This window comes from Pantoea sp. CFCC18179, from assembly GCF_059412405.1.
This window is the reverse complement of record NZ_JBNBPM010000006.1, coordinates 23551-38976: the sequence shown is the minus strand read 5'-3', so window position 1 is coordinate 38976 and position 15426 is coordinate 23551. Positions and strand designations below refer to the sequence as shown.

At 53.5% G+C, this 15426-nt stretch carries 14 protein-coding genes; 2 read left to right on the top strand and 12 right to left on the bottom strand.

Annotated features, from left to right (window positions below; all coding sequences use genetic code 11):
- Nucleotides 1-246 precede the first annotated feature (246 nt).
- Nucleotides 247-1320 carry a porin gene (locus tag ACPUC7_RS13095; RefSeq protein WP_494923239.1) on the top strand — a complete coding sequence of 358 codons (1074 nt, stop codon included), beginning with the start codon at nucleotides 247-249 and terminating at the stop codon, nucleotides 1318-1320.
- A 136-nt stretch (nucleotides 1321-1456) separates the two neighbouring features.
- On the opposite strand, the gene ACPUC7_RS13090 is transcribed toward ACPUC7_RS13095, so the two are convergent.
- The 7 genes from ACPUC7_RS13090 to ACPUC7_RS13060 form a co-directional block, all read right to left on the bottom strand.
- Nucleotides 1457-2884, bottom strand: coding sequence for a YchO/YchP family invasin (locus ACPUC7_RS13090; RefSeq protein ID WP_494923238.1), 1428 nt, complete (start codon nucleotides 2882-2884; stop codon nucleotides 1457-1459).
- Between the two features lie 470 nt (nucleotides 2885-3354).
- On the bottom strand, nucleotides 3355-4152 hold the full coding sequence (locus tag ACPUC7_RS13085) for a glucose 1-dehydrogenase (protein ID WP_343554003.1): 798 nt from the start codon (nucleotides 4150-4152) through the stop codon (nucleotides 3355-3357).
- Nucleotides 4153-4163: 11 nt separating this feature from the next.
- Nucleotides 4164-5231 (bottom strand): ABC transporter permease, encoded by a 1068-nt coding sequence (locus tag ACPUC7_RS13080; RefSeq protein WP_494923237.1) that lies wholly within the window; start codon nucleotides 5229-5231, stop codon nucleotides 4164-4166.
- 19 nt (nucleotides 5232-5250) lie between these two features.
- The gene (locus tag ACPUC7_RS13075) at nucleotides 5251-6771 is read right to left on the bottom strand and encodes a sugar ABC transporter ATP-binding protein (protein WP_494923236.1); all 1521 of its coding nucleotides are present in this window, start codon (nucleotides 6769-6771) and stop codon (nucleotides 5251-5253) included.
- A 9-nt stretch (nucleotides 6772-6780) separates the two neighbouring features.
- A complete protein-coding gene (locus ACPUC7_RS13070) occupies nucleotides 6781-7392 on the bottom strand; it encodes a DUF2291 family protein (RefSeq protein WP_343554000.1) in 612 nt (203 codons plus the stop codon).
- 45 nt (nucleotides 7393-7437) lie between these two features.
- Nucleotides 7438-8373, bottom strand: coding sequence for a D-ribose ABC transporter substrate-binding protein (locus ACPUC7_RS13065; protein WP_343553999.1), 936 nt, complete (start codon nucleotides 8371-8373; stop codon nucleotides 7438-7440).
- A gap of 72 nt (nucleotides 8374-8445) precedes the next feature.
- The gene (locus ACPUC7_RS13060) at nucleotides 8446-9243 is read right to left on the bottom strand and encodes a GolD/DthD family dehydrogenase (protein ID WP_494923235.1); all 798 of its coding nucleotides are present in this window, start codon (nucleotides 9241-9243) and stop codon (nucleotides 8446-8448) included.
- A 361-nt stretch (nucleotides 9244-9604) separates the two neighbouring features.
- Between ACPUC7_RS13060 and ACPUC7_RS13055 the strand changes: the two genes are divergently transcribed.
- On the top strand, nucleotides 9605-10423 hold the full coding sequence (locus ACPUC7_RS13055) for a DeoR/GlpR family DNA-binding transcription regulator (protein WP_494923234.1): 819 nt from the start codon (nucleotides 9605-9607) through the stop codon (nucleotides 10421-10423).
- 73 nt (nucleotides 10424-10496) lie between these two features.
- On the opposite strand, the gene cheZ is transcribed toward ACPUC7_RS13055, so the two are convergent.
- The 5 genes from cheZ to ACPUC7_RS13030 all read right to left on the bottom strand — a co-directional run bounded on the left by cheZ (nucleotide 10497) and on the right by ACPUC7_RS13030 (nucleotide 15282).
- Nucleotides 10497-11138 (bottom strand): protein phosphatase CheZ, encoded by a 642-nt coding sequence (gene cheZ / locus ACPUC7_RS13050; RefSeq protein WP_343553996.1) that lies wholly within the window; start codon nucleotides 11136-11138, stop codon nucleotides 10497-10499.
- Nucleotides 11139-11147: 9 nt separating this feature from the next.
- Nucleotides 11148-11537, bottom strand: a complete 390-nt coding sequence (gene cheY, locus ACPUC7_RS13045) for a chemotaxis response regulator CheY (protein WP_007892562.1) — start codon at nucleotides 11535-11537, stop codon at nucleotides 11148-11150.
- A 39-nt stretch (nucleotides 11538-11576) separates the two neighbouring features.
- Nucleotides 11577-12626, bottom strand: coding sequence for a protein-glutamate methylesterase/protein-glutamine glutaminase (locus ACPUC7_RS13040; protein ID WP_494923233.1), 1050 nt, complete (start codon nucleotides 12624-12626; stop codon nucleotides 11577-11579).
- Nucleotides 12623-13498 carry a protein-glutamate O-methyltransferase CheR gene (gene cheR / locus ACPUC7_RS13035; protein ID WP_343553994.1) on the bottom strand — a complete coding sequence of 292 codons (876 nt, stop codon included), beginning with the start codon at nucleotides 13496-13498 and terminating at the stop codon, nucleotides 12623-12625. Before cheR ends, ACPUC7_RS13040 begins: the two co-directional genes overlap by 4 nt.
- A gap of 104 nt (nucleotides 13499-13602) precedes the next feature.
- A complete protein-coding gene (locus ACPUC7_RS13030; protein ID WP_494923232.1) occupies nucleotides 13603-15282 on the bottom strand; it encodes a methyl-accepting chemotaxis protein in 1680 nt (559 codons plus the stop codon).
- Between the last annotated feature and the right edge of the window lie 144 nt (nucleotides 15283-15426).

Here is a 15426-nt window from a genome sequence, read left to right as displayed (position 1 = left end):
GTTAAAATAAATCAATAAAATCAATTTAATAACTATTTAAATCAACTTAAAAACCGCGAATCAAGAGATAAGTTTAACCAATACAAAATCCCACATAATGGAATTTAAGATTAAAAATCACACAAAAAGCCAAGTTGAAATAAAATGTTACATATATTGCACTGTCGATCTTGAACCTTTTGTGTCATTTTCTTTTCACCCCAAACATGGGGACAAAATTAAAAAAACTCACAGGGTAAAAATTAAATGATGAAGCGCTCCTTACTGGCAGCAGTGATGCCTTTACTGCTGGGACTTTCTTCGGCTCAGGCCGCCGAAATCTATAACAAAGATGGCAACAAGCTCGATCTGACGGGCAAAATCAACGTCTCTCATACTTTCTCTGATAATGATTCTGCCAATGGCGATTACGCGTCTTACACCCGTATTGGCTTTAAAGGCGAAACTAAAATCAATGACCAGTTGACCGGCTACGGTCAATGGCAATATCAGTACAGCCTGAGCAACTCTGAAGGCAGCGATGCCAACGCGGGCAACAAAACCCGTCTGGGCTTTGCCGGTCTGAAATTTGGTCAATTCGGCTCAGTAGATTACGGCCGTAACTATGGCTTGATCTATGACGTGCTGGGCGTGACCGATATGCTGCCATTCTTCGGCGGCGATCAAGGTTACTCCGATGGCTTCCTGTCTGGCCGCTCTGGTGGCGTGCTGACCTGGCGCAACAAAGATTTCTTCGGTCTGGTCAAAGGCTGGAACGTGGCTGCGCAGTACGAAGGCAAAAACGATCGTAGCGATGCCTCTGTTGCGGTACGTCGTTCAAATGGCGATGGCTTCGCGCTGTCAACCTCATACGACTTCGACTTCGGTTTGAGCCTGGTTGGCGCTTACGCTAGCCTGGATCGTACCAATACGCAGAACCTGGCAACGCGTGGCGATGGTGAAAAAGCGCAGCATTGGACTGCGGGTGTGAAATATGACGCCAACCAGATTTACCTGGCAACCATCTACGGCGAAACCCTGAACGCGACGCCAATCCCGAATGGTTTTGCTAACAAAGCGGTTAACTTCGAAGCTGTTGCCCAGTACCAGTTCCTGAATGGCCTGCGCCCTTCACTCGGCTACGTATCATCGAAAGGCAAAGATATCGAAGATATTGGTGATGTTGATCTGACCAAATACGTTTCTGTGGGTGCAAATTACTATTTCAACAAAAACATGTCTGTGTACGCTGAGTACAAGATCAACCTGTTGAAAGACAACAACGCGCTGGGCATCGCATCTGACGATGTCACCGCTGTGGGTCTGATTTACCAGTTCTAAAACCAAGTTCCCTCATTGCATCCTCGGCTAGTGTCGGCTGAAGATGAGCAAAGGGCAGCGCAAGCTGCCCTTTTTTGCTTTATGTCTTCGTCGGGTCGCCATTTAGGGTGAACACCTATCAATACTCGTTCAACCGTCAAAAACTAAACCGAGTGTCCTCACCTTGATCCAACGAGAACGGCGGCTGCAATTGCAGCACAATGACATTTGAGGTCACGCGATTCTGCTTGCTGTCTTCCAATATCACCGACAAGCGATAACTGTTACTGGCCCCCGGCGTGCTATCCCAGGCGGGCATGATAATGCTCCAGCCTTGCGGATCGTTAGGATTGGCACCCGGCGTCAAGCTTAACGCCTGCGTATCGCCCTGCCATTGCACTTTGCTGATGGCATTAGCATTACGAATCTGCAATTTCAGCGGCAGACTCTCCCCGCCGTTTAACTGCCACGGCGGTGTGGCGAGAAACACCGACAACACTTTCTTCTGGCGATATTCCAGCACCGGCGTGTTGGTGCGCGTGACATTGTCGTAACGGCTGCCGCGCAAGGAGTGCGCTTCGGCAACGTTATCCGGGCTAAGCTGCTGGCTCAGCGCGACGCCAAAACGATAGTTTAGGCGCAAACCGAGTTGATCCTGGCTCTCGCCAGTATCGCTGGTTTTATGGCTGGCCGAAAATGTCACCAGCGGCACCGGCGTATAGGTCACACCAAAAGTCAGCGCCGAAGGATTGTGATAGCGATTACCGGAACTGAACAAATCGACGTCATCACCCAGATATTGTTGCCAGCTGACTGAAGCGCCCAACTGGCGATACTGCGGCAGATAACCCTGAGTGGTGAAATCGTAGCCACGTGCCAGACGTTGCTGCTGGAAAGGATCGCGATCCTGCCAGCCGGAGAGCGGCGTGTAGTAGTTGGCGGAAAAACGCAGGTAATCGCCCCAGGCTTCGGTTCCGAGTGAAGCGCGCTGCTGACCGCTGCTGAACATACGATCGATAAAGCCGTTATAGCCAAGCAACCATTTGCCCGCCACCCAACGTTGGCCCAAACCAAAATTACCCACCAGCCCATCATTAGTTTGGTGGAAGCCCACTTGGCTAAAGGTTAGATAGCGGTAGTTATCGGCCCAAGGCGTTAATAACGACGCGCCGCTGCCGTTGAAGTTGCCGTCGATATCAACATTGAAGTCGATTTGCGCATTGCCATACGGCGAAAGCAGCGTCTGTCCTTCATTCACCAACCGGCTTCCCAGCTCATCACGAAAATGGTTAAAAGCCCAAAGACCGGCTTGTTGGCTGAGTGTGTTATCGCCGCTGGTGTTTTGGCTGGCTTCACCAATGCTTTTGGCAATGGTCGCCAGCTTTTTATCGAACGCGGCGGTTTCATCCTGATATCCCAGCGCGGGCAACTCATCGGCCATTTTCTGGAAACGAGTGGGATCGCTAAACGGCGCGTCGGCGATTTTAGTGTCAGAGATGAGCGCCAGGGCTGGCACGGTAGTAACCAGAGCGGAAAGACCCGAGGCAAAGCGCAAAAATTTAAGTGAAAACGAAGTTAGTAACATAGCAAAAATAGGGTTCAACTTAGCTCAGAATTAGAGGTGGCTCACAAAACTGCACAAGTCTACCCTAGCACATTCTGATGTCGGTGCCGGAAGCGTCTTGTTCTGATTAAGACAAGTGGTTAAAAGTTGGCTGGAATACGGGGCAGTTTTGAATGGTGTGTGGATTAAACCAGGTCACCATAAATGGCGACCCTACGGAGTTAAGTGCGTTTTGTATGGTCGCCATTTATGGTGACCGACGATGTTCAGCGCGTTTTATAGGGTCGCCATTTATGGTGACCGACGATGTTCAGCGCGGTTTTGTAGGGTCGCCATTTATGGTGACCGGCGATGTTCAGCGCGTTTTGTAGGGTCGCCATTTATGGTGACCGGCGATGTTCAGCGCGGTTTTGTAGGGTCGCCATTTATGGTGACCGACGATGTTCAGCGCGGTTTTGTAGGGCCGCCATTTTTGGCGACCTCTAACGCCCTTAAGAGAAAATCAATCCGCCATCCACGTTAATGGTTTGCCCGGTGATATAACGCGCATCGTCTGAAGCGAGAAACGCCACCAAACCGGCGACATCTTGCGGCTGGCCAGCACGTTTAAGCGGGATGTTTTCCACCCACTCCGCCATCAACTCGCCTTTGCCGTACTGTTTCTTATCGCTACTGAGGATCTCGCCCCACACGCGATCGTTGTAATCCCACATTTCACTTTCAATGATGCCAGGACAGAACGCATTGACGGTGATGTGCGACGGCGCTAACTCCAGCGCCAGACTTTGCGTAATGCCAATGACACCCATCTTGCTGGCGGCATAGTGCGGCGTATAGATGAAGCCCTGACGTCCCTGCCCCGATGAGGTGTTAATCAAGCTGCCACCGCCTTGCTTAACCATATACTTCGCGGCTTCGCGACAGCACAACCACACACCGGTGGTGTTCACCGCCAGGATCTTCTCGAAGTCACTTTTTGGCATCGCATCAAAGCGATCAATGGTGATGACACCCGCGTTCTGAATCGAGACATCAATGCTGCCAAAACGCTCGGCGGCTTGCTGATAAAGCTGCTGCACCTCGGCTTCGTTAGTGACATCCACTTGCAGCGCCAAAATCTCGCTGCCGAATTGTTTCTCAATTTCCTGCGCGGTGGTAAACACCCGCTCAGAGTTTGAGACCATCACCAACCGAGCGCCATCGCGGGCAAAGCGAGCTGCAATGCCGGCACCAATTCCCCGGCAGGCGCCGGTAATCACCACTGTTTTGCCACTAAAATCGCGTGTCATATTGCCTCCTGTTATCCGTGCGTTGCTTCAGGCAGGGCGGCCGATTGCTGCTTTTTTTCATGTCTGCGCAGCAGCACCACCTTACTTTGTAATTTTTGCTGGAACTGGTCGATGACCACGGCGGTAACGATCACCAAGCCTTTAATCACCATTTGCCAGAAATCACTGACACCCATCATCACCATGCCGTCCGCCAGGAACACAATGACGAAAGCACCGATGATCGATCCCGATACCCGGCCGCGTCCGCCCGCCAGCGCCGTGCCGCCCAGTACCGTGGCACCAATGGCGTCCATCTCGAACATATTGCCGGTCATGGGGTGCGCGGTTTGTAATTGTGATGCGACGATCAGGCCCACCAGCGCGGCGCACAGTCCTGAGAAGGCATAAACAAACACCTTGACCTTGATAATCGGCACACCCGCTAAGCGTGCAGCCGATTCGTTGCCACCAGTGGCGTAGATGTAGCGGCCCAACGGAGTTTTGCGTGTCAGATACAAGCCGAGCAGCAGGAAGCCGATCATTAGCCAGATGGGGATATAGACGCCAAGCACCGATCCAGAACCGAGCAATGCAAATCCGGTGTTACCGAGCGCAGGCGTGCCAACCAGGTTGGCGTAGGTGCTGCCATCGTTAAACAGTAATGCCGCGCCGCGCGCCACGTACATCATGCCGAGCGTACAGATGAACGGCGCCACGCCGAGCCGGGTGACGACTGCACCATTAATTAACCCTAAAGCAACCCCGAACAGCGCCACCACCAGAATCACTTCTGGCACATTGAAGAACAGAATGTTGCCGCCCCATAGCGGCACGCCGTTGGTGAGCAAAGCCCCCGCCACCATGCCGCAGATGCCGGCAACCGCACCCACCGAAAGATCGATACCGCCAGTCAGAATCACCAACGTCATACCTATCGCCAGCAAGCCGGTGATCGCCACATGTTGCGTCATGATCAGCAGGTTCGAGGTGGTAAGGAAGTTGGGCACCATAAAGCTGAAGAAGCCCACCACAATTAACAGGGCAATAAAGGTACGTGCTTTCAGCAGGTACATGTAGATCAGGTATTTTTGATTCATCGCTTATTCTCCAGCAGGCTCAATCATGCGGTGTTGAGGCGCTAATCAGGGCTTCACGCGTGGCCGCCGCGCGTGGTAAGTCGGCGGTAATGCGGCCATCCGCCATCACCAAAATACGATCGGCCAGCGCCATCACTTCATCCAGTTCGGAAGAGGAGAACATCACCGCCAATCCCTGTTGAGCCAGATTGCCAATCAGGTGATAGACATCGGTTTTTGCCCCGACATCAATGCCGCGCGTCGGTTCATCCAGCAACACCACTTGTGGTCCGGTCATCAGGGCTTTGCCGAGCACCACTTTTTGCTGGTTACCCCCACTTAACGAGGTGATCGGCAGTTCGGCATCGCTGACTTTAATGGCCAGATGGCCAATCATTTCGTCGACGCGACTCTGTTCTTTTTGCGGATTAAGCATGCGCCAACAGCGCCGGAATCCGCGCAAGCTGAGATCGCTGAGCGTCATGTTGGCGGTGATCGACATCAGTTGCACCACGCCTTCGGTTTGGCGATCTTCCGGCACTAACGCAATGCCCTTTTTGAGCCGCTGCTGAAAGTTACGTTTCTCCAGCGCCTCGCCATTCAAACTGACGCTGCCAGATTGGCAATGCATCATGCCAATCAGCCCTTTGAACAATTCGGTGCGCCCTGCGCCCAGCAAGCCGTAAATGCCAATCACCTCGCCTTTACGCAAAGAGAAAGAGACATCATTCAGCTTGTAGCCGCCGTTTTGATGCAGCGCCGTAAGTCCGGTAACGTTGAGTACCGTGTCGCCTTGTTGTGCCGGTTGGTAATCAAAATGTTTTTTCTTGTCGCCGACCATCTGTTCGATGATCCAGGGAATCGAGGCATCGCGCACTTCGCGCTCACTGATAAAACGTCCGTCACGGAAAATAGTGATGTGATCGCCAATCTCCATCAGCTCTTCAAGCCGATGCGATATATAGATGATGGTGACGCCACGGCGTTTAAGCTGTTCGATGACGTTAAACAACACTTTCACTTCAGACTGGCTGAGCGCACTTGTCGGTTCATCCATGATCAGCACGCGCGTGTCTTTCGACAGCGCCCGTGCGATCTCCACTAATTGCTGATGACCAATGCCCAATTCGGCTAGCGGCGTATAGGGATCGACATCCAGTTCCAATCGTTCCAGTAACGCTTTAGCCAGCGAATATTGGTACTTTTCGTTGATCACCCCGCGCTGGAAAAACTCGTTGGCCATGAAAATGTTGTCCATCACATTCATGTTGGGGAACAGGTTCAGCTCCTGGAAAATAATGCTGATGCCGTGTTTTTCCGCCTGATGTGTGGAGCCTAAAGACACCGCTTCACCATCCAGCAAGATCTCGCCTGATGAAGGGACTTCAACGCCGGCCAGCATTTTCATCATGGTCGATTTGCCCGCGCCGTTTTCGCCGATCAACACATTGACCTTATTGCGATAAACGCGGTAATTAACCTGGTCGAGGGCGGTGACGCCGGGATAGATGCGCGACACATTGCGCGTTTCGATAATCACGTCATTTTGAGGATTGCTCATATCCGCTCCTTACTGACGTGTAATCGCGGCGGGTGTCACATTCGGCACCTGCTCGGGCGTATCGAAACTGCTGAACACGCCAACCAGCTGCACTTTGTCGCCCACTTTCGGCTTGAAAGCGCTCATCATGTTGGCCGCCTGTTGATTAATCGCCTTACTGTAATCACCAAACAGCACCTGATCGTTGAAGTCTTGATAGCTGGCGCCTTTATAGGCATCACGCAACACGGTGCCGGGGAAGATGGGGCCGATTTGCACGGTAATGTTGTCGCCTGAAACATCTTTCACCGTCATGCGACCATTTTTTGAGGTGGTGTTGACTGCCGTCACTTCACCACTGACGTTGACGCTAAACACGCAGGGATTTTCTTCCTGACTGCGGTAACCATAGGTTTTACACGCGCTGTCAAAATCCTTGGCGGACTTCAACTGATTGAGCAGTTCTGCCACCGGCTTAGCATCATGTTGAACCTGCGGCACCAACTTCTGCTGCCAGGTCTGAGCGATGTTCGCCATTTTGGGATTTGGGGGATTTTTTAAGTCGGCCAGCTCCTGCTGCGACACAATGCGGCAACCGCTAAGGATCACGACGGGAAGCAGTAACCAGAGTCGTCTGTGCATTACATTCTCCTGGGCGCCCGTTATACGGGCGCACCGATTTGATAATTACGACTTGAAGTTAAAGTCCTGCACGCCTTTAGCATTGTCTGGAGTGATGAGGATGCCGCGGAACATCACGCGCTGTTTCTCCGGCTTGGTGCCTTTCTGGATGAAGTTGTCGAGATCGGTCACGCCCTGCGCGGCAATCGCCTGTGCTTGCAGCATCACTGTGGCTTTCAGGTCACCTTTTTCGACCGCATCGCGTTCATCGTTGCTGCCGTCAATCCCCACCACGATGACATCATTACGCCCCGCCGCTTTCAGTGCCGCAATCGCGCCTAGCGCGACAGGGCCGTTGCCACAGATCACGCCTTTCACGTCCGGATGCGCCTGCAAGATGCTGTCCATGATGCGCTTACCGTCGATCAAGGTGCCTTTAGCATCCTGACGCGCCACGCTTTTCATGTCGGAATATTGGTCAAGTACCTGATGGAAGGATTTGGAACGGGTGACGCAGTTGTTGTCGGCGAGGTTACAGGTCAGCTCCGCGTAGCTGCCCTTTTCACCCATCTTCTCGACGAAGACGTTGGCGACGTCAGATCCAGCCTGGAAGTTGTTGTGCGTGATTTGCGCCAAGGCGACATCATCAACCGGAATTTCACGGTTGATCAGCACTACCGGAATTCCGGCATCTTTGGCTTTCTTGATGGCCGCCACACTGGCCGTCGAGTCGGCGTTATCCAGCACGATACCCTGCACTTTTTTACCGATAGCCGCATCGATCAATTCGCTTTGCTTCTTCACATCTTCGCCATGCGACAGCACGCTGGTTTTATACCCCAGCTCTTGGGCTTTAAGGTTCGCACCCTTAGCTTCCGAAGCGTAATACGGGTTATCCAGTGAGTTCACCAGAATCATGATGGTGCCTTTTTCGGCAGCGAAACTGGCTTGAGACAACATGCAGCTAGCAATAGCAGTCAACAGCAGGGTACGTTTTTTCATGGTGGTATTCTCTTTGTTGTAATTGCAGGGTCAGCCGATTGTTTTTATGGGTGTTGCTGGTGTTGGCGCGGCTTACCAGATGGTAAAGCCACCGTCGATCATTAAATCTGCACCGGTAATCATGTCGCTGCCGTTGCTGGCGAAAAACAGCACGGCGGCGGCGATTTCGTCGGTATAGGCAAATCGTCCTAATGGGATCAGTTTTTTCATTTGTTCGCCCTTCTCGCCACGCCAGGCTTTTTCACCCATTGGCGTCAGCACGACGGTCGGCGACAAGGTGTTCACGTTGATGCGATGCGGAGCGAATTCCTTCGCCATCACTTTGGTCATGCCCAGCAAGCCCGCTTTGGCTGAGGTGTAAGCAACGTGGTTATCAATGGCGATGGAAGCGGCTTGCGAGGCAATGTTGATGATTTTGCCACCGTTACCGGCACGTACCATGCGTTTGCCTGCGGCCTGTGAACAGAGGAATGGGCCGGTGAGATTCACGGCGATTTGCTTCTGCCACTCGGCGAAGTCGGTTTCTAATACCGGCTGCAACATCACGTAACCCGCGCAGTTCACCAGGATATCAAGGTGTCCGTAATGCTGTTCTACGTGGTCGAAAGCCTCTTCCACCGAGGCCGGATCGGTGACATCGCAGCACACCAACAGCACGCTATCTGACGGAAATTGCGCCTGCACGCTGGCGACTTTCTCACTTTCAAATGGAGGATAAAGCAGCGCCAGCCGCGCCCCTTTCTCCAGCAGCATGGCGTTGCTGGCCATGGCAATGCCGCCCAACCCGCCAGTGACCACCGCCACTTTGCCGGTCAGATCCAGATTGCTGTCCACGCCGTAGCGCAGATTGACATCATATTCACCACTCATCTTCTCTCCTTTGGCTCTGATTATGGCTGGCCGGGTTATCGTTTGGCGTTATTGATTTTCGAACAAAAATATAAGCTATCGTTTCGCAACGGTTTGTGGGTGAGATCAAATTTCATACAAATCATCGCAATAAAATTTATCTACCTGATTTAATTGAATTTGAATAAATCACGAATAAATTGATATGGAAAGAGCTGCTAACACCGTTATGAGAAATCAATCGCATAGCACGCAATGATTTTCATTCGAAAATCACCGTCGTTGCGAGCCACCTCGCAAATGCCCAAAACGCAGAGTAAAATCAGCTCGGGTTTCCTTATGAGCGAAATCAGACCGTGATTGGAAAGAGGGAGCATTTCGATTGAAAAGCAAAACTGAGCAGCTGGCTGACATGCAGCAGCGCCGTGAGAAGATTCTGGAGATGATCCGCGAAGACGGCACAGTCACGGTGAAAGCGCTAACCGATACTTTTGGTTTGACGGAAGCGACGATTCGTACCGACCTGCGTATGCTGCAAAAAGAGGGGCATGTGCAGCGTTATCACGGTGGTGCCACCCTGATGACCGGTAAACAAAATACCGGCGCGATGCTGTTAGAGCGTCAAACACATCTTGAAGAAAAACAGGCGATTGGGCGTTTGGCCGCGCAGTATGTGGAAAATGGCGACACCGTAATTTTCGATTCCGGCACCACGACCACGGCGATTACCGAGGCGATTAGCCACATTCGGCGTTTGTCGGTGATCACCACGGCGGTGAACATTGCGTTGAAGCTGGGTGGCGAGCCGGGGATCAATATTTTGCTCACCGGCGGGACGTTTAAATTCCCTACGCTGTCGACGTCAGGTGAGAAAGCAGCGTCGTTTTTCGAAAACGTGTTGGCGGAGAAGTTGTTTCTTGCCACGGCGTGCATTTCATCGCGTTTGGGATTGAGCTTTCCAAGTGAGACCGATATTAAGGTCAAAATGGCGATGATTAACTCCGCCAATACCGTGTATGTGGTGGCCGATTCCAGCAAGATCGATAAGGTGTCGATGTTCGCCTTGCCGTGCGATTGGAGCCACATTCATTATTTGATTACCGATAGCGGGATTTCTAAAGCGCAGATTGCCGCGTTTGAAGCGTTGGGCGTGCAGGTGTTAGTGGCACAGTTGCCAATGGCGCAGAAGCGCGCGGTGTGAAACCAGGTGGGCATAAATGCCCACCCTACAAGACACCTAGGGTCGGCATTCATGCCGACCTCTATTGGCGGGCTTAAAACCCTAAGCTATCCAGCAAATCATCAACCTGATCCTGGTTCGCCACCACGCCGGGTGCATTGGCATGGATCTGCGGGCCGTTCAGCAGGCTGTTGCCCTCTTTACGTGCCGCGGCGTTAGCTTCTGGCATATTTTCCAGCAGCACCATCAGCAATTGACGCTCGATCTCCTGGATCACATCCATCATGCGCTTGATCACCTGACCGGTAAGGTCCTGGAAATCCTGCGCCATCATGATTTCGAGCAACTGCTTGTTGGTGTACGAGGTGTGTCCCGGTACATCTGTCAGGAATTGGCGCGTATCCGAAACCAACTCGCGCGCATCTGACAGTTCAATCGGATTTTCAAACCATGCATCCCATCGGCCTTTCAGCTGATTGGCGCCGGCTTCCATTTGGTCCTGGTGTGGCTGCGCTGCATCAACGCAGTTCAACGCACGTTCTGCCGCTTGAGCCGTCATCTGCACAACATAATCCAAACGATCGCGCGCATCGGGAATTGCTTCCGCCGCTTCGGCAATCGCCTGGTCTAGCCCCAGCTCACGCAAACTGTCACGCAGCATGCGCGTCAGTGAGCCGATCCGGGCAATAATGTCGTGTGCCGAGGCTTCTTCGGTTGATTTCGAAAGGTCGCTCATCACATCTCCTTACATACCCAGTTTTTCGAATATTTTGCCCAGTTTCTCTTCCAGCGTGGCGGCCGTGAACGGCTTAACCACATAACCGCTGGCACCGGCCTGCGCGGCGGCGATGATGTTCTCTTTCTTGGCTTCCGCCGTCACCATCAGCACCGGCAGTTTGCTCAGCGCCGCATCGGCACGGATGGTTTGCAGCAGTTCCAGACCGTCCATGTTTGGCATGTTCCAGTCGGAAACCACGAAATCAAAGCCGCCAGCACGCAGTTTGGTCAGTGCATCAACACCGTCCTCTGCTTCTTCGACGTTATTGAATCCCAGCTCTTTCAGCAGGTTACGGACGATACGACGCATCGTATTGAAGTCATCCACCACCAAAAAGCGCATATTTTTATCAGCCATATCTACTCCCGTGTTGTCTCGTCCAGCAGGACGGGCTCGTTAAATTCGCAATGCCTGTCCGGCGCTAATTTTCGCCAGCATGTGCTGACTGATGTGGCCTAAATCGACCACTTCACTGGTGCCGCCCATCGCAATCGCTTCGCGCGGCATGCCAAATACCACACAGCTGGCTTCGTTCTGCGCGATGGTCCAGGCGCCCGCGCGATGCATTTCCAGCATCCCGGCCGCGCCGTCGTTACCCATCCCGGTCAGAATCACACCAACCGCATTTCGTCCTGCGTGTACCGCCACCGAACGGAACAGCACATCCACCGATGGCTTGTGTCGATTCACTGGCGGGCCATTATTCAGTTTCACCACATAGTTGGCACCGCTACGCGCCAGCTCCATGTGCATCGCGCCCGGCGCAATGTAGGCGTGGCCCGGTAAAATACGCTCGCCGTCTTCCGCTTCTTTTACGGTGATCTGGCACAGCTTGTTCAGTCGCTCAGCGAATGAACGGGTAAAACCGGGCGGCATATGTTGGGTAATCAGCAGCGCTGGGCTGGTGGCCGGCAGCGGCTGGAGCACATGGCGAATCGCTTCGGTGCCGCCGGTTGAAGAACCGATGGCAATCAATTTTTCACTACTCAACAGCGGGCCCGCTTTCAGCGTGGCAGGCACCGGCGTGGCCGCGCGCGCATGCAATTTGGCACGCGCTGCCGCACGAATTTTGTCGGCAATCATTTGGCTATAGGCCAGCATGCCTTCACGGATGCCGAGCTGCGGCTTAGTGACGAAATCTACCGCGCCCAACTCCAGCGCACGCAGCGTGACTTCCGACCCTTTGCCGGTCAGCGACGACACCATCACCACCGGCATCGGGCGTAAGCGCATCAACTTCTCAAGGAAATCGAGGCCATCCATGCGCGGCATTTCCACATCCAGCGTCAACACTTGCGGGTTGTACTGTTTGATTAAATCCCGCGCCACCAGCGGATCTGGCGCGCTCGCAACCATCTCCATATCGGGATGGCTATTGATGATTTCAGTCATCAACTGTCGCATCAGCGCAGAGTCATCCACGCACATCACGGTGATTTTGCTCATCGTCTTTCCTTGCTCAGTCCGTAGACTGTCTGTCCACGCAGCCAGAACTCTTTGCTGATCTGACTAAAGTTCTCCGAGTGCCCGGCAAACAGCAGACCGCCGGGTTTCAGCAGGGGCACGAAACGGCGCAGAATCTGTTCCTGCGTCTCTTTGTCGAAATAAATCATCACGTTGCGACAGAAAATCACGTCGAACGGACCCGGCAACGCCCAGTCGTGTGCCAGTAAATTCAGTTGCGTGTAGTTCACCATGTTGGCGAGGTCGGAACGCACGCGCACCATGCCTTCGTGCGGTCCGGTGCCGCGCAGGAAGAAGCGTTGTAGCTGCGATTGTGACAAGGTGCGCAGCTCTTCCTGGCGATAAACCCCTGCCACCGCTTTCTCCAGCACCTGCGTATCGATGTCGCTGGCATGTACCTGGAATTTACCCGGCCCAGTGCCCAGCGTTTCCGCCAACGTCATGGCGATGGAGTAAGGCTCTTCGCCGGTTGAGGCGGCGGTGCTCCATACGCTGTAATTCCCACTGCGCTTACGCGCATGATCCGCGAGGATCGGGAAGTGGTGCGCCTCGCGGAAGAATGAGGTCAGATTGGTGGTCAGCGCGTTGATAAACGCCTGCCACTCAGCACTGTTTTGGTCTTGCTCCAGCAGCGCCAGATAACGACCAAAGTCATCAATATTCAGCATGCGCAAACGGCGCACCAGGCGGTTGTAGACCATCTCACGCTTGTGGTCGGCCAGCACAATGCCCGCACGCTGATAGATCAGCTGGCTAATACGACGAAAATGAGTATCTGAGAGCGGCAAGCGTTGCACCATTTGCGCAAGCAGCGTTGTCGCTTCACTTTGATCCAATAACGTCGATTTCTTCATTTCAGGTCACCCGGCAACAAACTGATTAAATTGTGATACTGCGGTTGCTACTGTGCTGCCAGTACGCGCCGTGTTCACGGGCCGCCTTGCGGCGGCCACAGTGATTAAAAGGTTTCCCAGTTATCGTCAGCGCTGCGTGCGCCTGCCGGTTGCGCCAGTGCTTTTGGCGCGGCAGAGCGTACATTTTTTGCCGCTGTAGTTACGTTAACGGCCTGAACGACAAATTCTTTACCAATATTGAACACCGCAACCGACTGTTTCAGTCGGCTGGCCTGATCTTCCAGTGCCGCCGCCGCCGTCGCAGACTCTTCTACCAGCGCGGCGTTCTGCTGTGTCACGCGATCCATCTCATTCACCGCCAGCCCAACCTGATCGATGCCACGGCTCTGCTCGTCGGACGCCGAGGCGATTTCGCCCATGATGTCGGTGACGCGCGTAACCGCATTAACGATGTTGGTCATGGTTTCCCCAGCGCTTTCCACCAGCACCGAACCGGTGTTGACGCGGCTGACCGAATCCTCAATCAATCCTTTAATCTCTTTCGCCGCCTGCGCACTGCGTTGTGCCAGACTGCGCACTTCGCCTGCCACCACCGCAAAACCACGACCTTGCTCACCGGCGCGCGCAGCTTCTACCGCGGCGTTCAGTGCGAGGATGTTGGTCTGGAACGCAATGCCGTCGATCACGCTGATGATGTCAGCGATTTTCTTCGAACTGCCGGTGATCTCTTTCATGGTGGTGACCACACCATCGACCACTTTGCCGCCCTGCTGCGCGGTTTCGGAGGCCGTCAACGCCAGCTGCGAAGCTTGACGGGCGTTTTCGGCGTTCTGCTTCACCGTGGCAGTGAGCTGCTCCATGCTGGCAGCGGTCTCTTCCAGCGAAGCCGCTTGCTGCTCGGTACGCGATGAAAGATCGTTGTTGCCCATGGCGATTTCGCTGGCACCGGTATAGATCGCATCAGAACCATCGCGCACGCTGCGTACGGTGCGCGCCAATTCCTGCTGCATCTCTTGCAGAGAGCTGAGCAATTCACCCATCTCATTGCGCACGTTGATCTCAATCTGCTGCGTAAGATCGCCGCGAGCGATGTGACGGATGTGCTCAATGCTCTGTTTCAGCGGACGGATCAGCACCGAACGCATGCCGCTCCACACCAACACAATTACCAGTAACGTCACCAGCAACGTGCCAACTACCATCATGATCGATTGGCTGTAGGCGCTTTGGTTGGCTTCAATGCCTTTATTCGCCAGCACAATGTTATTGGCTAACCAGGCGTCATAATCCTTGGCGAATTTGTCCTGAAATCCTTGAGTGGGTTGATCAACAAATCCTTTGAAATTACCGTTGCCGAGGAACTCAATTAACTCGCTCAGCGCGCCACGGTAGGCATTGTAGTTAGCCTGCAACGTCAACACGTTTTCCGCGGTTTTGCCCTTTTCCGACAAATTGGCGTTAAAGTCAGCGAAACCGGCATCCGCTTTCTTTAATTCCTCACTCGCTAGCGCCACCAGATCTTTCACGGTCGCGCCCGAGCCCGCCTGCTGACTGTCCAGCAGGTAACGGATCCCTGCACGGTTCAGCGTGTTACGCGCCTGAACCAGCGATACCCATGAGGTGCCCATCGCCCGTTGCAGCGTGCTAAGACGCTGGTTATAGGCAAAATTATCTTTATCGGCTTTGACCGTGGAATAAAACACTCCCCCGGAGAACAACTGCAGTAAGGCAAACAGCACCAGCACGCACAGCAAGCCGGAAACAACACGAATACGACTAAACATAAACACCTCATTGGTTGGCGGATCGCCTCTGTTATCGGCGCTGTGCGGGGGATCTTTATGCGTGATGGAAGGGGTTGGACCAGCGGGAAGTAAAGGAGGTCGCCATAAATAGCGACCCTACGGTGGAGGTTGGCAATAATGTAG